The organism is Pseudomonas sp. D1-36 (assembly GCF_051132205.1).
Taxonomy (GTDB): Bacteria; Pseudomonadota; Gammaproteobacteria; order Pseudomonadales; family Pseudomonadaceae; genus Aquipseudomonas.
The window spans coordinates 1,625,030-1,645,737 of record NZ_CP071674.1 but is presented as its reverse complement, the minus strand read 5'-3'; the positions used below and the strand labels follow the sequence as shown (position 1 = coordinate 1,645,737).

Below are 20,708 nucleotides of genomic sequence, written 5' to 3'. Positions count from 1 at the left end.
TACGGGTACAGCGGTTCTACGGGTACAGCAGCTGAATCACACGCCGTTTTGCAGCAGCATGTTACGTACGTGACCGATGGCCTTAGTCGGGTTCAGGCCTTTCGGGCAGACGTTGACGCAGTTCATGATCCCGCGGCAGCGGAATACGCTGAACGGGTCATCCAGTGCGGCCAGACGTTCGGACGTCTTGGTGTCACGGCTGTCTGCCAGGAAGCGGTACGCTTGCAGCAGGGCGGCCGGGCCCAGGAATTTGTCCGGGTTCCACCAGAAGGATGGGCACGAGGTCGAGCAGCAAGCGCACAGGATGCACTCGTACAGACCGTCGAGCTTTTCACGCTCTTCAGGGGACTGCAGACGCTCGATGGCCGGAGCCGGCGTGTCGTTCTGCAGGAATGGCTTCACCTTCTCGTATTGCTTGTAGAAGATGCTCATATCGACGACCAGGTCACGGATGACCGGCAAACCTGGCAGCGGACGAACGATCAGCTTGTTGCCCTTGACCACAGCCGACAGCGGCGTGATGCAGGCCAAGCCGTTCTTGCCGTTGATGTTCATGCCATCGGAGCCACAAACGCCCTCGCGGCACGAGCGACGATAGGAAAAACCTTCGTCCTGCTCTTTGATCAAGGCCAGCACGTCCAGCACCATCAGGTCTTTACCACCGGTATCGACCTGGAAGTCCTGCATGAACGGCGCGGCGTCCTGATCAGGGTTGTAGCGATAAACACTGACTTGCAACATAGCGGTCACCCTTAATAAGTCCGGACTTTTGGTTCGAAAGTCGGAACAGTCTTCGGCGAGAAGTTCACGGCACGCTTGGCGACGCGTTTTTCACCTGGGAAGTACAAGGTGTGGCACAGCCAGTTTTCGTCGTCACGGTCTTCGAAGTCTTCGCGGGCGTGGGCACCACGGGACTCTTTGCGCACTTCTGCGGCGATGGCGGTGGCTTCGGCCACTTCCAGCAGGTTCTGCAGCTCCAGCGCTTCGATACGCGCAGTGTTGAACGCCTGCGACTTATCGTTGATCTTCACGTTGGCGATTCGTTCACGCAATTGTGCGAGCTGGGCAATACCCTTCTGCATGTACTCGCCGGTACGGAACACACCGAAGTAGTTCTGCATGCAGCTTTGCAGCTCGCGGCGCAGGGTGGCGACGTCTTCGCCTTCGGTGCGCTCGTTGAGGCCAGCCAGACGCTTTAGGGCCACGTCGATGTCGGTGTCGCTGGCGTCGCGGTATTCGATACCGTCGGTCAGCGCTTTTTCCAGGTGCAGGCCGGCAGCGCGGCCGAACACCACCAGGTCGAGCAGCGAGTTGCCGCCCAGGCGGTTGGCACCGTGTACCGATACGCAAGCCACTTCACCCACGGCGAACAAGCCAGGGATGATTTCGTCCACGCCTTCGGCGTTCTGAGTGATTGCCTGGCCATGAATGTTGGTGGCAACGCCGCCCATCATATAGTGGCACGTTGGAACCACTGGAACCGGCGCAACGACTGGGTCGACGTGAGCGAAGGTCTTCGACAGCTCGCAGATACCTGGCAGGCGGCTGTGCAGCACTTCCTCGCCAAGGTGGTCGAGCTTGAGCATCACGTGGTCGCCATTCGGGCCACAGCCGTTGCCGGCGATGATCTCTTTAACCATCGAACGAGCCACGACGTCGCGACCGGCAAGGTCCTTGGCGTTCGGAGCATAACGCTCCATGAAACGCTCGCCGTGCTTGTTGATCAGGTAACCGCCTTCACCACGGCAGCCTTCGGTGACCAGTACACCAGCGCCGGCGATGCCGGTCGGGTGGAACTGCCACATTTCGATGTCTTGCACCGGCACGCCAGCACGCAGGGCCATGCCAACGCCGTCACCGGTGTTGATCAGGGCGTTGGTGGTGGAGGCGTAGATACGGCCTGCACCGCCGGTCGCCAATACGGTGGCTTTCGAGCGGATGTAGGTGGTTTCGCCGGTTTCGATGCAGATCGCGATCACACCGACGAACGCGCCGTCCTGGTTTTTCACCAGGTCAACGGCGTAATACTCGTTCAGGAACGTGGTGCCGGCTTTCAGGTTGCCCTGATAAAGGGTGTGCAGCAGAGCGTGACCGGTACGGTCGGACGCCGCGCAAGTACGCGCCGCCTGGCCGCCCTTGCCGTAGTCCTTGGACTGACCACCGAACGGACGCTGGTAGATGCGGCCGGTTTCGGTACGCGAGAACGGCAGGCCCATGTGGTCCAGCTCGAACACAGCGGCCGGGCCTTCTTGACACATATATTCGATAGCGTCCTGGTCACCGATGTAGTCGGAACCCTTGACGGTATCGTACATGTGCCAGCGCCAGTCATCGTTCGGGTCGGCCGAAGCGATGGCGCAGGTGATGCCACCCTGGGCGGACACGGTATGCGAACGGGTCGGGAAAACCTTGGTGATCACGGCAGTCTTGTGACCGCCCTGTGCCAGTTGCAGCGCAGCGCGCATGCCGGCACCGCCACCACCAATGATGATGGCGTCGAAAGAAATCGTTGGAATGTTAGCCATGAATCAGATACCCCAGAGAATCTGCACACCCCAGACGAAGTAAGCGAACATCGCAACGCCGCATACTGCCTGGAAGAGGAAACGTACGGCAGTCGCCGACTTGCCGAACGCCATCTGCGTCAGGTAGTCGGTCGCGATGGTCCACATGCCGACCCAGGCGTGGGCGCCCAGTGCGACAAGTGCCAGCAGACTGAAGATACGCATCCAGTTGTTTGCAAACAGTTCATGCCATTGGGCGTAGCCCAGGCCGGGGTTGGCGACTACATATCCAATCAGAAAGATGAAATAAGCCGCGAGAACGACCGCAGACACACGCTGCGCCATCCAGTCATACAGGCCAGAACGCGAGAGGTTCGTGACGTTGGTTACCATATCCAGACTCCTGCCAGAACGATTACCACCACCGAAACGGCGATAACGATTTTCGAGCCCAGCTTGCCGCCTTCCAGCGTCTCACCGATGCCCATGTCCATGATCAAGTGGCGCACACCGGCGACCAAGTGATACAGCAAGGCGGACAGGATGCCCCAAATCACTAGCTTGGCTAGCGGACTGGTCAGACACGCTTTCACCTGACCGAAGCCTTCTTCCGAATCGAGCGACTTGTCCAATGCATAAAGCATGATGGCCAGGCTGACGAAGAGGATGACACCGGAAATACGGTGAAGAATGGACGTGTAAGCAGTGACTGGGAGTTTGATGGTCCTTAGGTCTAGGTTTACAGGTCGTTGGCTTTTCACGGCTTTTTTTTCACACTGAAGAGCCCCTAACAATCAGGGCAAAGTTGTTGGGGCGCGCACTGGTCAGGTACTCACCACCCAGGGAGTGACGACCCCCAAGAAAGCAGGCCCAAAAGCCCCTGGCGGTCGGTGGCCGAGTATAGACAGTTAGGCTACTAATGACAACGCGTTCACCTTCCCCTAATAGCGCATTGCACATATGAGGCAAAAGGCGTAAACGGCAGGCAATTTCGCGGAAAAAGTCCGGTTAAAGCCTTCTGGAGCAAGACTTTAGGCAAATTGACATTCGGATTTATCTCACTATAGTGGTGCGGGCCCTGCGTGGGGGGTCTGTCTGATGATTCCAAGCATTAATAGGAGGCCACATGGCTGACAAAAAAGCGCAGTTGATCATCGAGGGCGCAGCCCCCGTCGAGCTGCCCATTTTAACCGGCACCGTTGGTCCCGATGTAATCGACGTACGGGGCCTGACGGCCACGGGCCGTTTCACCTTTGACCCAGGTTTCATGTCGACCGCCTCGTGCGAATCGAAAATCACCTATATCGACGGCGACAACGGCATCCTGCTGCACCGCGGCTACCCGATCGAGCAACTGGCTGAAAAATCGGACTACCTGGAAACCTGCTACCTGCTGCTCAACGGCGAATTGCCGACCGCAGAGCAAAAGGCCCAGTTCGTCAGCACCGTGAAGAACCACACCATGGTTCATGAACAGTTGAAGACCTTCTTCAACGGCTTCCGTCGCGATGCCCACCCGATGGCCGTCATGTGCGGCGTTGTCGGTGCCCTCTCGGCCTTCTACCACGACTCCCTGGACATCAATAACCCCCAGCATCGCGAAATCTCCGCGATCCGCCTGGTGGCGAAGATGCCGACCCTGGCAGCCATGGTCTACAAGTACTCCATGGGCCAGCCCATGATGTACCCGCGCAACGACCTGACCTATGCAGAGAACTTCCTGCATATGATGTTCAACACCCCGTGCGAGATCAAACCGATCAGCCCGGTGCTCGCCAAGGCCATGGACCGGATCTTCATCCTCCACGCCGACCACGAGCAGAACGCCTCCACGTCCACCGTGCGCCTGGCCGGTTCGTCGGGTGCCAACCCGTTCGCCTGTATCGCCGCCGGTATCGCCGCGCTCTGGGGCCCTGCCCACGGCGGTGCGAACGAAGCGGTACTGACCATGCTCGATGAAATCGGCGATGTCTCCAACATCGACAAGTTCATCGCCAAGGCCAAGGACAAGAACGATCCGTTCAAGCTGATGGGCTTCGGTCACCGGGTCTACAAGAACCGCGACCCACGCGCCACCGTCATGAAGCAGACCTGCGACGAAGTGCTCAAGGAACTGGGGATCAAGAACGATCCGCAACTCGAACTGGCCATGCGCCTGGAAGAGATCGCCCTGACCGACCCGTACTTCATCGAGCGCTCGCTCTACCCGAACGTCGACTTCTACTCGGGGATCATCCTCAAGGCGATCGGCATTCCAACCAGCATGTTCACCGTGATCTTCGCCCTGGCGCGGACCGTGGGCTGGATCTCCCACTGGAAGGAAATGCTCTCCAGCCCGTACAAGATCGGCCGCCCACGCCAGCTGTACACCGGCTACGAGTCGCGTGACATCACCAAGCTGGAAGACCGCAAGTAAGACCTGCCTTGCGATAGGTCCCAAGCTGCACTGAAACAGCCCCCGCTTCTTATATAAGAGCGGGGGCTGTTTTGTTTATGCCTCTTTTAATCTGATCCGGTAACTGCATTGGCAGACCCGGCGCCATCGCGAGCAAGCTCGCTCCCGCAGGATGAACGTGCTCCAGTGTGGGAGCGAGCTTGCTCGCGATGGGGGCAGGCCTGCCTTCCATAAACCTTACACAAAAAAATACCCCAGCCTCTCGACCGGGGTATTTCTTCAAGCACTTACCTCTGCATCAGTGGTTCACCGCCCCACTCGCCCCCAGGCCAGTCTGCGAACGCACGAACTGCGGGAAGAACAGCGCCCGCTCGTTGACGCCTTCGGCCGACTTGTCGGTAACGGAGAAGAACCAGATGCCAACGAACGCGATGATCATCGAGAACAGCGCAGGGTATTCGTACGGGAAGATCGCCTTCTCGTGACCCATGATCTGTACCCAGATGGTCGGGCCGAGCACCATCAGGCCCACGGCACTGATCAGGCCCAGCCAGCCACCGACCATGGCGCCACGGGTGGTCAGCTTCTTCCAGTACATCGAAAGCAGCAGCACCGGGAAGTTGCAGCTTGCCGCGATGGAGAACGCCAGGCCCACCATGAACGCGATGTTCTGCTTCTCGAACAGGATGCCCAGGCCGATCGCCAGCACTGCCAGGGCAATGGTGGTGATCTTCGAGACGCGAATCTCGTCCTTCTCGTTGGCCTTGCCCTTCTTGATCACGCTGGCATACAGGTCATGGGACACCGCCGAAGCACCGGCCAGGGTCAGGCCCGCTACCACCGCCAGGATGGTCGCGAACGCCACCGCCGAAATGAAGCCCAGGAAGATGCTGCCGCCAACCGCGTTGGACAGGTGCACCGCCGCCATGTTGTTGCCGCCCAGCAAGGCACCTGCCGCGTCCTTGAAGGCCGGGTTGGTGCTGACCAGCAGGATCGCGCCGAAGCCGATGATGAAGGTCAGGATGTAGAAGTAGCCGATGAAGCCAGTGGCATACAGCACGCTCTTGCGAGCTTCCTTGGCGTCGCTCACGGTGAAGAAGCGCATCAGGATGTGTGGCAGGCCAGCGGTACCGAACATCAGCGCCAGGCCAAGGGAGAAGGCCGAGATCGGATCCTTCACCAAGCCGCCGGGGCTCATGATCGCCTCGCCTTTAGGGTGAACCTTGACCGCTTCGGCGAAGAGCATGTTGAAATCGAAGTTGACGTGCTTCATCACCATCAGGGCCATGAACGACGCACCCGACAGCAACAGCACCGCCTTGATGATCTGCACCCAGGTCGTCGCCAGCATGCCCCCGAACAGTACATAGAGGCACATCAGGATGCCGACCAGGATCACCGCAACGTGGTAGTCCAGGCCGAACAGCAGCTGGATCAGCTTGCCGGCACCGACCATTTGCGCGATCAGGTAGAACGCCACCACCACCAGCGAGCCGCTGGCGGACAAGGTGCGGATCTGGGTTTGCCCGAGGCGATAGGACGCCACGTCGGCAAAGGTGTATTTACCCAGGTTACGCAGGCGTTCGGCGATCAGAAACAGAATGATCGGCCAGCCCACCAGGAAGCCGATGGAGTAGATCAGGCCATCGTAGCCGGAGGTGAATACCAGCGCGGAAATCCCAAGGAAGGACGCCGCCGACATGTAGTCGCCCGCAATCGCCAGGCCGTTCTGAAAGCCGGTGATCTTGCCGCCGGCCGCATAGTAGTCGGCCGCCGAGTTGTTTTTCTTGGAAGCCCAGTAGGTGATGTACAGGGTCGCGCCCACGAAGGCCACGAACATCAAGATAGCCGGGACGTTGAGGGGTTGTCTCTGCACGGCGCCGGTCAGGGCGTCAGCCGCCCAGGCACCCGGTGCAAATGCTGCAATGCTGAAAAGAGCCAGTAGACGCCGGATCATTGCTGAGCCTCCTTGAGAATCGCATTGTTCAGGTCGTCGAATTCGCCGTTGGCGCGTCGCACGTAGATGCCGGTCAGAACGAAGGCCGACAGAATCAAGCCAATCCCGATAGGGATACCCCAGGTGATGGTCGACTCGGGCGACATCTTGGCCCCGAGAATATGCGGCCCATAGGCGATCAGAAGAATGAAGCCGGAATACAGCCCTAGCATGATCGCCGAGAGAATCCAGGCGAACTTCTCTCGCTTTTTCACCAGCTCCTTGAAGCGCGGGCTGTTTTGAATCGAGAGGTAAATGCTGTCGTTCATTGTTTTTATCCTCGCAGCACAGATTTATTTGGTACCGCTCTACTCTATGCGGCTGAAGGCCAGGTTCCAGACGACCTTAGTATTAGAACGACATGACGGTTGCGCCAGTTTGCCGCACATTTCCATAATCACCCTCCTGTGGGAGCGAGCTTGCTCGCGATAGCGGTGTGTCTGCTTGCATCTCTGTTGAATATTGCGTCGTCATCGCGAGCAAGCTCGCTCCCACAGTGTTTTGAGGAGAATCCAGGAATCGCGGGCACAAAAAAGCCGCATGACACAACGTCATGCGGCTTTTGGAACAGTCAAACCAGGCCGATTACTTGCCGGTCCACTCCTTCACGCGGTCCGGGTGCTTGGCGACCCAATCCTTGGCGGCGGCGTCCGGCTTGGCGCCTTCCTGGATCGCCAGCATGACTTCGCCGATTTCGTCTTTCGAGGCCCACTGGAACTTCTTCAGGAATTCGGCCACTTCTGGCGCCTTGGTGCCCAATTCCTTGCTGCCGATGCTGTTCACGGTTTCAGCCGCGCCGTAGACGCCTTTCGGGTCGTCCAGGAAGCGCAGTTTCCACTTGGCGAACATCCAGTGCGGCACCCAACCGGTGACGGCGATGGACTCGTTCTTTTTCTCGGCACGGGTCAGCTCGGCGATCATGCCGGCGCCGGAACTGGCCTTGAGTTGATAGCCGGTCAGGTCGTAGTCCTTGATGGCCTGGTCGGTCTTGAGCATTACGCCTGAACCGGCGTCGATGCCAACGATGCGCTTCTTGAAGGAGTCATCGGTCTTCAGGTCTTCGAGCGACTTGGCCTTGACATACTCCGGTACGATCAGGCCGATCTTCGCGTCCTTGAAGTTGGGACCGTAGTCGACGACCTGGTCTTTGTTCTTCGTCCAGTAATCGCCGTGGGTCACCGGCAGCCAGGCCGACAGCATCGCATCGAGCTTGCCGGTGGCAACGCCCTGCCACATGATCCCGGTCGCGACAGCCTGCAACTTCACATCGTAGCCAAGTTTTTGCTTGATCACTTCGGCGGCCACGTGAGTGGTCGCAACGCTGTCGGACCAACCGTCAACGTAGCCAATGCTCAGGGTTTTGGTTTCGGCGCTGGCCAAGGTGGAGCTGATCGCCAGTACCAGTGCGGCACCTGCGCCCAAGAGTCGTCGCATCTTCATCGTTACTTCCCCGAAAGTGCTGCGCCCGGCGGATGCCGAGCGGCTTCAACGTATTGTTATGGTGCCCAGCGCCCCCATCACGCTCGCCTGCAAACCGCTCCGAACGCCAGTGGAGTACTGACCGACTGATCATCAACCTGCGCCGATCTGGAACCTGCTCTGTCTGCGACGCCGAAGCAGCGAGAAACGACATCAGAAAGCCAGCAACCCATCTAACCGGTTTAGCAGGGTCATTTTCGCCCAAACTTTGCATGCCAGTACCAGGAAGCTGGCGGCTCCACTAGCCGCCTCCACGCTCCAACGTGTATTGTCCCGCTACTGTCGCGCCTCGCACGCGCTTGTTTTGCAGCCGTCATGGCACTTGGCTTCACTTCGATGGTCATAGGCTGCGAACCTCATTCGGCACCTTCCTCTAAGGGATCCAGTCATGCTCCGTTCCTTGCGCTTCGCTGCCCTCCTCGGCGGCCTTATCCTGAGTGCGTCCGCGCTGGCGGTGGATGTCGACGCCGCCAGCTATGGCTACCCCCTGACCAACCCGTTCGAGGCGACGATCGCGACAACGCCGCCAGACCTTAGACCGGAACTGCCGCTGAACGAAGACATCGACCAGGCGGACTACAACGTCACCCTGCGCCCCGAACGGGAGTTCATCCTGCCGGACAATTTCTGGCCGGTGAAAAGCCTCACCTACCGCATGGCCACCCAGGACAAACCGGCGCCGCTGATCTTCCTGATCGCCGGCACCGGCGCGCGGTATGACAGCACGCTCAACGAATACCTCAAGCGCCTCTATTACAAGGCCGGTTACCACGTGGTGCAGCTGTCTTCGCCCACCAGCTTCGACTTCATGAGCGCCGCTTCGCGCTTCGCCACACCGGGCATCACCAAGGAAGATGCCGAAGACATGTATCGAGTGATGCAGGCCGTGCGCGCGCAAAATCCAAAAGTGCCCGTGACCGAGTACTACCTGACCGGCTACAGCCTCGGCGCACTGGACGCAGCGTTCGTCGCGCACCTGGACGAAACCCGACGCAGCTTCAACTTCAAGAAAGTGCTGCTGCTCAACCCACCGGTGAACCTCTATACCTCGATCACCAACCTGGACAAGCTGGTCCAGACCGAGGTCAAGGGCATCAACAGCACCACCACGTTCTATGAACTGGTCCTGAACAAGCTGACCCGCTACTTCCAGCAAAAAGGCTACATCGACCTCAACGATGCGCTGCTCTACGACTTTCAGCAGTCCAAGCAGCACTTGAGCAACGAGCAGATGGCGATGCTGATCGGCACGTCGTTCCGTTTCTCGGCGGCCGACATCGCCTTCACTTCGGATTTGATCAATCGTCGCGGCCTCATCACCCCGCCCAAGTTTCCGATCACCGAGAGCACCAGCCTGACGCCATTCCTCAAGCGCGCGCTGCAATGCGACTTCGATTGTTATCTCACCGAGCAGGTGATCCCGATGTGGCGAGCACGCACTGACGGCGGCAGCCTGCTGCAACTGGTTGACCAGGTCAGTCTCTATGCACTGAAGGATTACTTGCAGGCCAGCCCGAAGATCGCGGTCATGCACAACGCCGACGATGTGATCCTCGGCCCGGGTGACCTGGGCTTCCTGCGCAAGACCTTTGGTGATCGCCTGACGGTCTACCCGCTGGGCGGCCATTGCGGCAACCTTAACTATCGCGTCAACAGCGACGCCATGCTGGAGTTCTTCCGTGGCTAAATACCTCCTGCTGATCGCCGCGTTAATGAGCGCGGGCATGGTCCACGCCGATAACAGCAAGGCCGACGCGCCTGTGGTGGTGGACTCGGACGGCTTCAAGGAGCCGCTGACCAAACTCAAGTTCAACCCGGGCCTGGATCAACGGGAATTCGAACGCTCGACGCTCAACGCGCTGAACGTCTACGACCCGTTGGAATCCTGGAACCGACGCGTCTACCACTTCAATTACCGCTTCGACCAGTGGGTGTTCCTGCCCGTGGTCGACGGCTATCGCTACATCACCCCAACCTTTGTGCGCACCGGGGTCAGCAACTTCTTCAATAACCTGGGGGACGTGCCGAACCTGATGAACAGCCTGCTGCAATTCAAGGGCAAGCGTTCGATGGAAACCACGGCGCGGCTGCTACTCAACACCACCGTCGGCATCGCCGGCCTGTGGGACCCGGCCACCGCCATGGGCCTGCCGCGCCAGAGCGAAGACTTCGGCCAGACCCTTGGCTTCTACGGCGTACCGGGCGGCGCGTATTTCGTGCTGCCGATTTTCGGCCCTTCGAACCTGCGCGACACGTCGGGCTTGTTGGTGGACTACACGGCGGAATCGGCGATCAACTTCCTCAACGTGTCGGAGGTCAGCTCCAACCACCCGGAACTGTTGTTGCTGCGCGGCGTGGACAGGCGCTACCAGACGAGCTTCCGCTACGGCCAGCTGAATTCGCCGTTCGAGTATGAAAAGGTGCGGTACGTGTATACCGAGTCGCGGAAGTTGCAGATCGCCGAGTAACGTTCGCCCCCAAAAAACACTGTGGGAGCGAGCCTGCTCGCGAAGGCGTCGTGTCAGTTTACGAATAGTCGTCTGACACGCCGCCTTCGCGAGCAGGCTCGCTCCCACAGTTGCTTAGTGTTGGCGGCCCTAGCCTTTCAGCGCTTTCCAGATTTTGCCCACGACGAGCACACCCGCCAACACCATCGCCCCCGCGACAATTCCCGCCACCGCATTGAGCAGCATTGGCACGATGAACCCGGCGCCACCGGCACTCGCGGCAACGCCTTCGATCCAGTGATGCACCGCCGGCACGCCATGGGTGAGGATGCCGCCGCCCACCAGGAACATCGCTGCCGTGCCGATCACCGACAGGCTTTTCATCATGTAAGGCGCTGCGCGCAGGATCGCCCCGCCAATGCTCTTGGCGGCCTGCCCTGGCTTCTGGGTCAGCCACAAGCCCAGGTCATCGAGCTTGACGATTCCCGCCACCAGGCCGTAGACGCCGACGGTCATGACAATGGCGATGCCCGACAGCACGATCACCTGCTGGGTCAACGGCGCATCGGCAACAGTGCCGAGAGTAATGGCGATGATCTCCGCCGAGAGGATGAAGTCGGTACGCACCGCGCCCTTGATCTTGTCCTTTTCGAAGGCGACCAGATCGACCGCTGGATCCGCCACCGCCTCGACCAGTTGCGCGTGCTCGGCCTGGTCCTCGGACTTGCTGTGAAGGAATTTGTGGGCGAGTTTTTCGAACCCTTCGAAACACAGGTAGGCGCCGCCGACCATCAACAGCGGCGTCACCAGCCAAGGGACGAAGGCACTGATGGCCAGCGCCGACGGCACCAGGATCAGCTTGTTGATAAAGGATCCCTTCGCCACCGCCCAGACCACTGGCAGCTCCCGCTCGGCACGCACGCCTGACACCTGCTGGGCATTGAGCGCCAGGTCATCGCCCAGCACGCCGGCGGTTTTCTTGGCGGCCATCTTGGTCATCAATGCCACATCGTCGAGCACGGTAGCGATGTCGTCGATCAAAACCAGCAAACTGCTTCCAGCCATGGGGGGCTCCTTGAACAAATAATGCTGCGAAGCATAGCGCGAGCCACGCATCCTAGGGGCATTCTTGAGCGTCGCGCGAGGCCGGTGCTACCATGCGCAACCGCCAGAACCGGCAAGGAAACCCAGGGTTTATGAGCACTATCCGCGAGCGCAACAAAGAACTGATCCTGCGTGCCGCCAGCGAAGAATTTGCCGACAAGGGCTTCGCCGCGACCAAAACCAGCGACATCGCGGCCAAGGCGGGCCTGCCCAAACCCAACGTCTACTACTATTTCAAGTCCAAGGAAAACCTCTATCGCGAGGTCCTGGAAAGCATCATCGAACCCATCCTCCAAGCCTCGACACCGTTCAACGCCGATGGCGAGCCGGGCGAAGTGCTGAGCCACTACATCCGCTCCAAGATCCGTATCTCACGCGACCTGCCCTTCGCCTCGAAAGTCTTCGCCAGCGAAATCATGCACGGCGCCCCGCACCTGAGCGCGGACCTGGTGGAACAGCTCAACGCCCAGGCCCGGCACAACATCGACTGCATCCAGACCTGGATCGACCGCGGCCAGATCGCCCCCCTCGACCCCAACCACCTGATGTTCAGCATCTGGGCCGCCACCCAGACCTACGCCGATTTCGACTGGCAGATCAGCGCCGTGACCGGCAAGGCCAAGCTGGATGAAGCGGATTACGAAGCGGCGGCGCAGACGATTATCCGGTTGGTTTTGAAGGGGTGTGAGCTGGATCGCTAGCTAGGCTGGGGACCGAGTCGCCATTATCGCGAGCAGGCTCGCTCCCACACGAGACTCAGGTTGCTTGCAGATTCTTTTTTCACCACAAAACCCCTGTGGGAGCGAGCCTGCTCGCGAAGAAGGCAACTCGATATCCAGTCAAAGCCAAATGGCATCCCAGAGCGGATAGTCACCAAGCCTTTTCACCAACCCTGCCCGCAAGGGGTTGCAGATGACATAGCGAGCCATGAACACCAAATCTTCATCTCGCCGCAATGCCCGGTCATGAAACCCCTGCTGCCAAAGGCTGATTTTATTGTCCAAGCGTAGGTTTACCGCTTTGGTGCTCAATGATTTGGTCCGTTGCATCAACTCACTCAAAGATCCCTTGCGCAACTCGATCAGCCAATGGAAGTGGTCAGGCATGACCACCCAAGCCAATGAATCGGCCCAGCCTTGCTCCTGAGCTTTTCGAAATTGATCAACCACCAACCTGCCGAGGACAACGTCCTTGAAAACAGGCTCCCGCCCAAGTGTATTCGTGGTTAATAGGTAGATCCGATTGGACTCAGAATAGCGGCCGACGCGAAGCCGATGTGAAACAGATAAACCAGACATTCCATGTCCTTTTTTGGTTGAGTCTGGAGGAAGGCTAGCCCGCCGAATGACCAGGCGCAGTACCAACTTTTAGCTGGATGTGTCAGCAGGATTGCCTTCGCGAGCAGGCTCGCTCCCACAGGGTTCGTTGTTGACTCCGAAACTGCGAACAACCCAAATCCCTTGTGGGAGCGAGCCTGCTCGCGAAATGGCAGGCTCAGTCAGAGCAAATCAAGCCCCCGCATCCGCCCTCAACTGCACCGCCTCCACCGCCCTCACCGCCACCTGCTCATCCACATCCGAAACATCCCCACTCACCCCGATCGCCCCCAACACCCTGCCCTCCTGATCCCTGATCAACACCCCGCCCGGGGCCGGCACGATGTTGCTTTGGCCCAAGCCATTCAAAGCGGCAAAGAACGCTGGGCGTTGCTGGGCGTCCTGGGCGAGAAGCCGCGAGCCTTTGCCCAGGGCGATGGCCCCCCAGGCCTTGCCGATGGCGATCTGCGGGCGAAGCAGGCTGGCGCCGTCTTCGCGTTGCAAGGCAACCAGGTGCCCGCCGCTGTCCAGGACCGCGACGGTCAGGGGTGCGGCGCTTATTTCACGACCGATGGCAAGGGCTTGCCCAGCCAGGTCGAGGGCGATTTTCAAAGTCAGAGCGCTCATGGGTGCTGTCCTTCTTTTGTCATGGGAAAGCCTCGGGCTTCACTTTGCAGCAAAACCGAACCCCACAAATAGAACACAACACGTTGTGTTTTTGTATACAATAATTTTCTCAAACCCACCTTATTCAGCAAAGAGCCGTTATAAACCAGCTCGGCCGACGAATGAAACAGCTGCTTGAGGAAAGGGATTGACCTGCGCCATCCGCCGTGAATAAACTCTTCGCACAGCCACTTGTATACAATTACAAAACGTAAGAGGCACAAAATAATGAGCAAAATGAGAGCAATCGAAGCCGCCGTTCTGGTGATGCGCCGTGAAGGCGTGGACACCGCCTTCGGCATCCCGGGTGCTGCGATCAACCCGCTGTACTCCGCCCTGCAGAAGGTGGGTGGCATCGATCACGTCCTTGCTCGCCACGTTGAAGGTGCCTCGCACATGGCCGAGGGCTACACCCGGACTAAGGCCGGCAACATCGGCGTGTGCATCGGCACCTCGGGCCCGGCTGGTACGGACATGGTGACCGGCCTCTACAGCGCGTCGGCCGACTCGATTCCGATCCTGTGCATCACCGGACAAGCGCCCCGCGCCCGGATGCACAAGGAAGACTTCCAGGCTGTGGATATCACCAGCATCGTCAAGCCAGTGACCAAGTGGGCCACCACTGTCCTGGAACCCGGCCAGGTGCCCTATGCCTTCCAGAAGGCTTTTTATGAAATGCGCTCCGGCCGTCCCGGCCCGGTGCTGATCGACCTGCCGTTCGACGTGCAGATGGCCGAGATCGAATTCGACATCGACGCCTACCAGCCGCTGCCCCTGGCCAAACCCGCGGCCAACCGCGTGCAGATCGAGAAAGCCCTGGCAATGCTCAATCAGGCCGAGCGCCCCTTGCTGGTGGCCGGTGGCGGCATCATCAACGCCGATGCCAGCGACCTCCTGGTGGAATTCGCCGAGCTGACCGGCATCCCGGTCATTCCTACGTTGATGGGCTGGGGCACCATCCCCGACGATCACCCGTTGATGGTCGGCATGGTCGGCCTGCAGACCTCGCATCGCTATGGCAACGCTACGTTGCTCAAGTCTGACGTCGTGCTGGGCGTCGGCAACCGCTGGGCCAACCGTCACACCGGTTCGGTGGATGTCTACACCGAAGGCCGCACGTTCATTCACGTCGACATCGAACCCACCCAGATCGGCCGTGTATTCACCCCCGACCTGGGCATCGTCTCCGACGCCGCTTCGGCCCTGACCGTGTTTATCGAGGTGGCCCGTGAATGGCAAGCGGCCGGCAAGCTGAAGAACCGCACCGCCTGGCTGCAGGACTGCCAGCAACGCAAGGCCAGCCTGCAACGCAAGACCCACTTCGACAACGTGCCGGTCAAGCCGCAGCGTGTCTACGAGGAAATGAACCAGGTGTTCGGCAAGGACACCTGCTACGTCAGCACCATCGGCCTGTCGCAGATCGCCGGGGCGCAGTTTCTTCACGTCTACAAGCCACGCCATTGGATCAACTGCGGCCAGGCCGGTCCCTTGGGCTGGACCATCCCAGCCGCCCTGGGAGTGGTCAAGGCCGATCCGAACCGCAAAGTCGTAGCGCTGTCGGGCGACTATGATTTCCAGTTCATGATCGAAGAATTGGCGGTGGGCGCGCAGTTCAAGCTGCCGTACATCCATGTCGTGGTGAACAATTCCTACCTGGGCTTGATCCGCCAGGCCCAGCGCGGTTTCGACATGGACTACTGCGTGCAGCTGTCGTTCGACAACCTCAATGCCCCGGAACTCAACGGCTATGGCGTTGACCACATCGCCGTCGCTGAAGGCCTGGGCTGCAAGGCTCTGCGAGTGTTCGAACCGTCTGGCATCCAGCCGGCACTGCGCAAGGCTCAGGAAATGATTGAGGAATTCAAGGTGCCGGTGATCGTCGAGATCATTCTGGAACGCGTGACCAACATTTCCATGGGCACCGAGATTAACGCCGTCAATGAATTTGAAGACCTGGCGCTGGTAGGCAACGATGCACCTACGGCCATCTCATTGCTCGACTGACCGAGTGGCCCCCTTGTGGGAGCGAGTAAGCTCGCTCCCACAAGGGGGCCTGCCAACTATCCACAGGAGACAACCATGCCGCGTTTCGCCGCCAACCTGTCCATGCTGTTCACCGAACAGGATTTTCTCGCCCGTTTCGAAGCGGCCGCCAAGGCCGGTTTCAGTGGAGTCGAATACCTGTTCCCCTACGATTACAGCTCTGCCGAACTCAAGGCCCTGCTCGACGCCAACGGCCTGACCCAGGTGCTGTTCAACCTGCCGGCCGGCAATTGGGCCGACGGTGAGCGCGGCATTGCTTGCCTGCCGGACCGAGTCGAAGAGTTCCGCGCCGGGGTCGACCTGGCGATCGCCTACGCAAAAGTGTTGGGCAATACCCAGGTCAATTGCCTGGCCGGGATTCGTCCACAGAAGTGCGACGAGGCACTGGCGGAAAAAACCTTCGTCGCCAATCTCAAATACGCCGCCGAAAAGCTGCAAGGCGAAGGCATCAAGTTGGTCATGGAAGCCATCAATACCCGCGACATCCCGGGCTTCTACCTGAACAACACGGCCCAGGCCCTGTCGATCCGCGAGCAGGTGGGCAGCGCCAATCTGTTCCTGCAATACGACATCTACCACATGCAAATCATGGAAGGCGACCTGGCCAGGACCCTGTCGGCGCACCTGGGCGAGATCAACCATGTGCAATTGGCGGACAACCCGGGCCGCAACGAGCCGGGCACCGGCGAGATCAACTACCGCTTCCTGTTCGAACACCTGGATCGCATCGGCTACCAGGGTTGGATCGGCTGCGAATACAAGCCGCTCACTACGACCGAAGCAGGTTTGGGCTGGTTGAAAACCCATAACGCAATCTGACTGGCGAGAGCTCGTGTGGCGAGGGAGCTTGCTCCCGCTCGGCTGCGAAGCAGACGCATGTTTTTTCACCGATGGATTTCTGGGGCCGCTTCGCGGCCCAGCGGGAGCAAGCTCCCTCGCCACAGAGTCCGTGGGCACTTTAATAAGAGAGGATTTTTCTCATGGCTAAAATCGGATTCATCGGCACCGGCATCATGGGCCACCCAATGGCTCTCAACCTGCAAAAAGCCGGTCACAGCCTGTTCCTGACCCAGCACCACGACGCCGCCCCGGCCGATCTCGTGGCCGGTGGCGCGGTGGCATTGGCCAATCCTCGGGAAGTCGCCCAGGAAGCCGAATTCATCATCGTCATGGTCCCGGACACGCCACAGGTCGAGGACGTGCTGTTTCGCGCCGATGGCGTCGCGGCCGGCGTGGGTGCGGGCAAGGTAGTGATCGACATGAGCTCGATCTCGCCGACCGCCACCAAGACCTTCGCGGCGAAAATCAATGAAAGGGGCGCGCAGTACCTTGACGCCCCGGTGTCTGGCGGCGAAGTCGGCGCCAAGGCCGCGACCCTCAGCATCATGGTCGGTGGCGACAACGCTGCCTTCGAACGAGCCTTGCCGCTGTTCCAGGCCATGGGCAAGAACATCACCCTGGTCGGTGGCAACGGCGACGGCCAGACCGCCAAAGTGGCGAATCAGATCATCGTTGCCCTGAACATCCAGGCCGTGGCCGAAGCCCTGTTGTTCGCCTCGAAAAACGGTGCCGACCCCGCCAAGGTCCGTGAAGCGCTGATGGGTGGTTTCGCTTCGTCGAAGATCCTCGAAGTCCATGGCGAGCGCATGATCAAGGGCACCTTCGACCCGGGCTTCCGCATCAGCCTGCACCAGAAGGACCTGAACCTGGCCCTGCAAGGCGCCAAGGAACTGAACATCAACCTGCCCAACACCGCCAACGCCCAGCAAGTGTTCAGCACCTGCGCGGCCATCGGCGGCAGCAACTGGGACCACTCGGCGTTGATCAAAGGGCTGGAGCATATGGCGAATTTCTCGATTCGCGACAACTGACACTCAAATAACCCTGTGGGAGCGAGCTTGCTCGCGATAGCGGTCGTTCAGTCAGCATCATTGTTGGTTCTGAAATAGCCATCGCGAGCAAGCTCGCTCCCACAGGAGTCTGCGTTGCCCTCAAATAACAAGAATCTCGGGAGCCCGCCATGTCGGTCGATCCGCAACAACTGCTGCGCGAGCTGTTTGCCACAGCCATCGACGCGGCTCATCCGCAGCAAGTCCTCGAACAATACCTGCCCAGCGACCGCAGCGGCCGAGTGATCGTCATCGGGGCCGGTAAGGCGGCGGCGGCCATGGCGCAAGTGGTCGAGCGTTGCTGGCAAGGCGAGGTCAGCGGCCTGGTGGTGACCCGCTACGGCCATGGCGCGCCCTGCCAGAAAATCGAAGTGGTCGAAGCCGCTCACCCTGTGCCGGACGCCGCGGGCCTGGAAGTGGCCGGACGGGTGCTCGAACTCGTCAGCAACCTCAATGAAGACGACCGGGTGATTTTCCTGCTGTCCGGCGGGGGCTCGGCGTTGCTGGCCTTGCCAGCGGCCGGCATCACCCTGGCCGACAAACAATCGATCAACAAAGCCTTGCTCAAATCCGGCGCCACCATTGGTGAGATGAATTGCGTGCGCAAACACCTCTCGGCCATCAAAGGCGGACGCCTGGGCAAGGCCTGCTGGCCGGCGACGGTGTACACCTATGCGATTTCCGATGTGCCCGGCGATCTCGCCACGGTCATCGCGTCCGGCCCCACCGTGGCCGACCCCAGCACCTCGGCCGAGGCCCTGGCGATTCTCAAGCGCTACAACATTGAAGTGCCGGCCTCGGTACGCACCTGGCTGCAAAGCCCGGAATCGGAAACCGTCAAACCCGGAGACCCAAGCCTGGCCCGCAGTCATTTCCAACTGATCGCTCGCCCCCAGCAATCCTTGGAAGCCGCAGCCGTGAAGGCGCGCCAGGCTGGTTTCAGCCCATTGATCCTCGGTGACCTGGAAGGCGAATCCCGGGAGGTGGCAAAGGTCCATGCCGGCATCGCCCGGCAAATCGCCCTGCACGGCCAACCGTTGGCGGCGCCGTGCGTGATCCTTTCCGGCGGCGAAACCACCGTCACCGTGCGCGGCAACGGCCGTGGCGGGCGCAACGCCGAATTCCTGCTGAGCCTGACCGACAGCCTCAAGGGCCATCCCGGCATCTATGCGCTGGCCGGCGACACCGATGGCATCGACGGCTCCGAGGACAATGCCGGCGCCCTCATGACGCCTGACAGTTATCGCCGCGCCGCCGAGCTGGGCCTCAACGCCAGCGACGAGTTGGACAACAATAACGGCTACGGCTACTTCGCCGCGTTGGACGCGCTGATCGTCACCGAACCGACCCGCACCAACGTGAACGACTTTCGCGCCATCCTGATCCTCGAGACCCCAAAAAATGACGCCTGATAAAAAGGTCAAGATCCTCGCGACCCTCGGCCCTGCCACCCGTGGCATCGATGACATCCGCGAACTGGTGCAGGCCGGTGTGAACATCTTTCGCCTGAACTTCAGCCACGGTGATCACGCCGACCACGCCCAGCGCTATCAGTGGATTCGCGAAGTCGAGCAGCAGCTCAATTATCCGCTGGGCATCCTGATGGACTTGCAGGGCCCGAAGCTGCGGGTTGGCAAATTCGCCGACGGCAAGGTGCTGCTGCAACGGGGCCAGGCCCTTCGACTGGACCTGGACCCGACGCCGGGCGATCAACGCCGGGTGAACCTGCCTCACCCAGAGATTATCGCGGCGTTGGAGCCTGGCATGGACTTGTTGCTGGACGACGGCAAGCTGCGCCTGCGGGTAATCACCCAGCATGCCGACGCCATCGACACCGAGGTGCTTAACGGCGGCGAACTGTCGGACCGCAAGGGCGTGAACGTGCCCCAGGCCGTGCTTGACCTGAGCCCGCTGACCGCCAAGGACCGCCGCGACTTGAGCTTCGGCCTGGAGCTGGGCGTCGATTGGGTGGCGCTGTCGTTCGTGCAGCGCCCCGAGGACATCCGCGAAGCCCGCGCGCTGATCGGCGACAAGGCGTTCCTGATGGCCAAGATCGAGAAACCCTCGGCTGTCACCCAATTGCAAGAGATTGCCGAACTGAGCGACGCGATCATGGTGGCCCGTGGTGATCTCGGCGTCGAGGTGCCGGCCGAGAGCGTGCCGCATATCCAGAAAAACATCATCGGCGTCTGCCGTGCCCTGGGCAAACCGGTGGTGGTGGCCACGCAGATGCTGGAGTCGATGCGGTTCTCCCCGGCGCCGACCCGCGCCGAAGTCACCGACGTTGCCAACGCCGTGGCCGAAGGTGCCGATGCGGTGATGCTGTCGGCGGAAACCGCCTCTGGCGATTACCCCCTCGAAGCCGTGCAGATGATGAGCAAGATCATCCGCCAGGTGGAAAACGGCCCCGACTACCAGGCGCAACTGGACGTCAGCCGGCCGAAAGCCGAGGCGACAGTGTCGGACGCCATCAGTTGCGCGATTCGCCGGGTCAGCAACGTCCTGCCGGTGGCGGTGCTGGTGAATTACAGCGAGTCGGGCAGCTCCAGCCTGCGGGCCGCACGGGAACGGCCGACAGTGCCGATCCTCAACCTCACGCCGAACCTGCAGGCCGCTCGCCGCCTGACCGTGGCCTGGGGCGTGCATTCGGTGGTCAACGATCGGCTGCGGCAGGTGGATGAAGTGTGCTCCACGGCGCTGGAAATCGCCCAGGCCCAAGGCATGGCCCAGCGTGGCGACACCTTGCTGATCACGGCGGGCGTGCCGTTCGGGCAGCCGGGGTCCACCAACTCGTTGCGCATTGAGACGTTGATCTAGCGCCTGTACTGGCCCTATCGCGAGCAAGCTCGCCCCACACTGGATTTGCGGC

19 protein-coding genes are annotated in these 20,708 nt (G+C 60.4%); 9 read left to right on the top strand and 10 right to left on the bottom strand.

Annotation, left to right across the window (positions count from 1 at the left end):
• Positions 1-36 precede the first annotated feature (36 nt).
• The 4 genes from J3P76_RS07460 to sdhC are packed head-to-tail and all read right to left on the bottom strand — an operon-like array spanning position 37 to position 3,265.
• Complete coding sequence (locus J3P76_RS07460; RefSeq protein ID WP_039594133.1) at positions 37-741, bottom strand: succinate dehydrogenase iron-sulfur subunit; 705 nt, start codon at positions 739-741, stop codon at positions 37-39.
• Positions 742-752: 11 nt separating this feature from the next.
• Complete coding sequence (gene sdhA / locus J3P76_RS07455; RefSeq protein ID WP_039594132.1) at positions 753-2,525, bottom strand: succinate dehydrogenase flavoprotein subunit; 1,773 nt, start codon at positions 2,523-2,525, stop codon at positions 753-755.
• Between the two features lie 3 nt (positions 2,526-2,528).
• A complete protein-coding gene (gene sdhD, locus J3P76_RS07450) occupies positions 2,529-2,897 on the bottom strand; it encodes a succinate dehydrogenase, hydrophobic membrane anchor protein (RefSeq protein ID WP_003179222.1) in 369 nt (122 codons plus the stop codon).
• A complete protein-coding gene (gene sdhC / locus J3P76_RS07445) occupies positions 2,891-3,265 on the bottom strand; it encodes a succinate dehydrogenase, cytochrome b556 subunit (protein ID WP_024780620.1) in 375 nt (124 codons plus the stop codon). Before sdhC ends, sdhD begins: the two co-directional genes overlap by 7 nt.
• Positions 3,266-3,630: 365 nt before the next feature.
• Here sdhC and gltA point away from each other — a divergent pair, with 365 nt between their 5' ends.
• Positions 3,631-4,920 carry a citrate synthase gene (gene gltA / locus J3P76_RS07440; protein WP_003172803.1) on the top strand — a complete coding sequence of 430 codons (1,290 nt, stop codon included), beginning with the start codon at positions 3,631-3,633 and terminating at the stop codon, positions 4,918-4,920.
• A gap of 277 nt (positions 4,921-5,197) precedes the next feature.
• Here gltA and J3P76_RS07435 read toward each other — a convergent pair whose 3' ends face one another.
• The 3 genes from J3P76_RS07435 to J3P76_RS07425 form a co-directional block, all read right to left on the bottom strand.
• Positions 5,198-6,856, bottom strand: coding sequence for a cation acetate symporter (locus J3P76_RS07435; RefSeq protein ID WP_434648595.1), 1,659 nt, complete (start codon positions 6,854-6,856; stop codon positions 5,198-5,200).
• Positions 6,853-7,164 (bottom strand): DUF485 domain-containing protein, encoded by a 312-nt coding sequence (locus J3P76_RS07430; RefSeq protein WP_420766938.1) that lies wholly within the window; start codon positions 7,162-7,164, stop codon positions 6,853-6,855. The genes J3P76_RS07435 and J3P76_RS07430 overlap by 4 nt, the downstream gene beginning before the upstream one ends.
• A gap of 316 nt (positions 7,165-7,480) precedes the next feature.
• Positions 7,481-8,335 (bottom strand): glycine betaine ABC transporter substrate-binding protein, encoded by an 855-nt coding sequence (locus J3P76_RS07425; RefSeq protein WP_420766939.1) that lies wholly within the window; start codon positions 8,333-8,335, stop codon positions 7,481-7,483.
• Positions 8,336-8,762: 427 nt separating this feature from the next.
• On the opposite strand from J3P76_RS07425, the gene J3P76_RS07420 reads away from it, so the two are divergent.
• Both J3P76_RS07420 and J3P76_RS07415 read left to right on the top strand, forming a co-directional pair.
• Positions 8,763-10,061 carry a serine/threonine protein kinase gene (locus J3P76_RS07420; protein ID WP_420766940.1) on the top strand — a complete coding sequence of 433 codons (1,299 nt, stop codon included), beginning with the start codon at positions 8,763-8,765 and terminating at the stop codon, positions 10,059-10,061.
• Positions 10,054-10,842 (top strand): MlaA family lipoprotein, encoded by a 789-nt coding sequence (locus tag J3P76_RS07415; RefSeq protein ID WP_434607178.1) that lies wholly within the window; start codon positions 10,054-10,056, stop codon positions 10,840-10,842. The genes J3P76_RS07420 and J3P76_RS07415 overlap by 8 nt, the downstream gene beginning before the upstream one ends.
• A gap of 129 nt (positions 10,843-10,971) precedes the next feature.
• On the opposite strand, the gene J3P76_RS07410 is transcribed toward J3P76_RS07415, so the two are convergent.
• Positions 10,972-11,886 carry a DUF808 domain-containing protein gene (locus J3P76_RS07410; RefSeq protein ID WP_420766942.1) on the bottom strand — a complete coding sequence of 305 codons (915 nt, stop codon included), beginning with the start codon at positions 11,884-11,886 and terminating at the stop codon, positions 10,972-10,974.
• Positions 11,887-12,017: 131 nt separating this feature from the next.
• On the opposite strand from J3P76_RS07410, the gene J3P76_RS07405 reads away from it, so the two are divergent.
• A complete protein-coding gene (locus J3P76_RS07405; protein ID WP_420766943.1) occupies positions 12,018-12,626 on the top strand; it encodes a TetR/AcrR family transcriptional regulator in 609 nt (202 codons plus the stop codon).
• A 138-nt stretch (positions 12,627-12,764) separates the two neighbouring features.
• Here the strand turns inward: J3P76_RS07405 and J3P76_RS07400 are convergent, their stop codons facing one another.
• Complete coding sequence (locus tag J3P76_RS07400; RefSeq protein ID WP_434607181.1) at positions 12,765-13,223, bottom strand: REP-associated tyrosine transposase; 459 nt, start codon at positions 13,221-13,223, stop codon at positions 12,765-12,767.
• Positions 13,224-13,433: 210 nt separating this feature from the next.
• Positions 13,434-13,868, bottom strand: a complete 435-nt coding sequence (locus tag J3P76_RS07395; RefSeq protein WP_434607183.1) for a GlcG/HbpS family heme-binding protein — start codon at positions 13,866-13,868, stop codon at positions 13,434-13,436.
• 267 nt (positions 13,869-14,135) lie between these two features.
• Between J3P76_RS07395 and gcl the strand changes: the two genes are divergently transcribed.
• From gcl to pyk, 5 genes are all read left to right on the top strand, one after another.
• Positions 14,136-15,911, top strand: coding sequence for a glyoxylate carboligase (gene gcl / locus J3P76_RS07390; protein ID WP_434560083.1), 1,776 nt, complete (start codon positions 14,136-14,138; stop codon positions 15,909-15,911).
• A gap of 75 nt (positions 15,912-15,986) precedes the next feature.
• Positions 15,987-16,769, top strand: a complete 783-nt coding sequence (hyi, locus tag J3P76_RS07385; RefSeq protein WP_434607185.1) for a hydroxypyruvate isomerase — start codon at positions 15,987-15,989, stop codon at positions 16,767-16,769.
• A 161-nt stretch (positions 16,770-16,930) separates the two neighbouring features.
• Positions 16,931-17,821: a 2-hydroxy-3-oxopropionate reductase gene (locus J3P76_RS07380; protein WP_420766948.1), complete on the top strand. Its 891-nt coding sequence runs from the start codon at positions 16,931-16,933 to the stop codon at positions 17,819-17,821.
• Positions 17,822-17,970: 149 nt separating this feature from the next.
• The gene (locus tag J3P76_RS07375; protein ID WP_434607188.1) at positions 17,971-19,251 is read left to right on the top strand and encodes a glycerate kinase type-2 family protein; all 1,281 of its coding nucleotides are present in this window, start codon (positions 17,971-17,973) and stop codon (positions 19,249-19,251) included.
• The gene (pyk, locus tag J3P76_RS07370; protein WP_434607189.1) at positions 19,241-20,656 is read left to right on the top strand and encodes a pyruvate kinase; all 1,416 of its coding nucleotides are present in this window, start codon (positions 19,241-19,243) and stop codon (positions 20,654-20,656) included. The genes J3P76_RS07375 and pyk overlap by 11 nt, the downstream gene beginning before the upstream one ends.
• Positions 20,657-20,708: the final 52 nt, after the last annotated feature.

Coding starts and splice junctions, on each gene's coding strand:
- J3P76_RS07460 (WP_039594133.1), bottom strand. CDS start 741: ATGTTGCAAGTCAGTGTTTATCGCTACAACCCTGATCAGGACGCCGCG.
- sdhA (WP_039594132.1), bottom strand. CDS start 2,525: ATGGCTAACATTCCAACGATTTCTTTCGACGCCATCATCATTGGTGGT.
- sdhD (WP_003179222.1), bottom strand. CDS start 2,897: ATGGTAACCAACGTCACGAACCTCTCGCGTTCTGGCCTGTATGACTGG.
- gltA (WP_003172803.1), top strand. CDS start 3,631: ATGGCTGACAAAAAAGCGCAGTTGATCATCGAGGGCGCAGCCCCCGTC.
- J3P76_RS07435 (WP_434648595.1), bottom strand. CDS start 6,856: ATGATCCGGCGTCTACTGGCTCTTTTCAGCATTGCAGCATTTGCACCG.
- J3P76_RS07430 (WP_420766938.1), bottom strand. CDS start 7,164: ATGAACGACAGCATTTACCTCTCGATTCAAAACAGCCCGCGCTTCAAG.
- J3P76_RS07425 (WP_420766939.1), bottom strand. CDS start 8,335: ATGAAGATGCGACGACTCTTGGGCGCAGGTGCCGCACTGGTACTGGCG.
- J3P76_RS07420 (WP_420766940.1), top strand. CDS start 8,763: ATGCTCCGTTCCTTGCGCTTCGCTGCCCTCCTCGGCGGCCTTATCCTG.
- J3P76_RS07410 (WP_420766942.1), bottom strand. CDS start 11,886: ATGGCTGGAAGCAGTTTGCTGGTTTTGATCGACGACATCGCTACCGTG.
- J3P76_RS07405 (WP_420766943.1), top strand. CDS start 12,018: ATGAGCACTATCCGCGAGCGCAACAAAGAACTGATCCTGCGTGCCGCC.
- J3P76_RS07400 (WP_434607181.1), bottom strand. CDS start 13,223: ATGTCTGGTTTATCTGTTTCACATCGGCTTCGCGTCGGCCGCTATTCT.
- J3P76_RS07395 (WP_434607183.1), bottom strand. CDS start 13,868: ATGAGCGCTCTGACTTTGAAAATCGCCCTCGACCTGGCTGGGCAAGCC.
- gcl (WP_434560083.1), top strand. CDS start 14,136: ATGAGCAAAATGAGAGCAATCGAAGCCGCCGTTCTGGTGATGCGCCGT.
- hyi (WP_434607185.1), top strand. CDS start 15,987: ATGCCGCGTTTCGCCGCCAACCTGTCCATGCTGTTCACCGAACAGGAT.
- J3P76_RS07380 (WP_420766948.1), top strand. CDS start 16,931: ATGGCTAAAATCGGATTCATCGGCACCGGCATCATGGGCCACCCAATG.
- J3P76_RS07375 (WP_434607188.1), top strand. CDS start 17,971: ATGTCGGTCGATCCGCAACAACTGCTGCGCGAGCTGTTTGCCACAGCC.
- pyk (WP_434607189.1), top strand. CDS start 19,241: ATGACGCCTGATAAAAAGGTCAAGATCCTCGCGACCCTCGGCCCTGCC.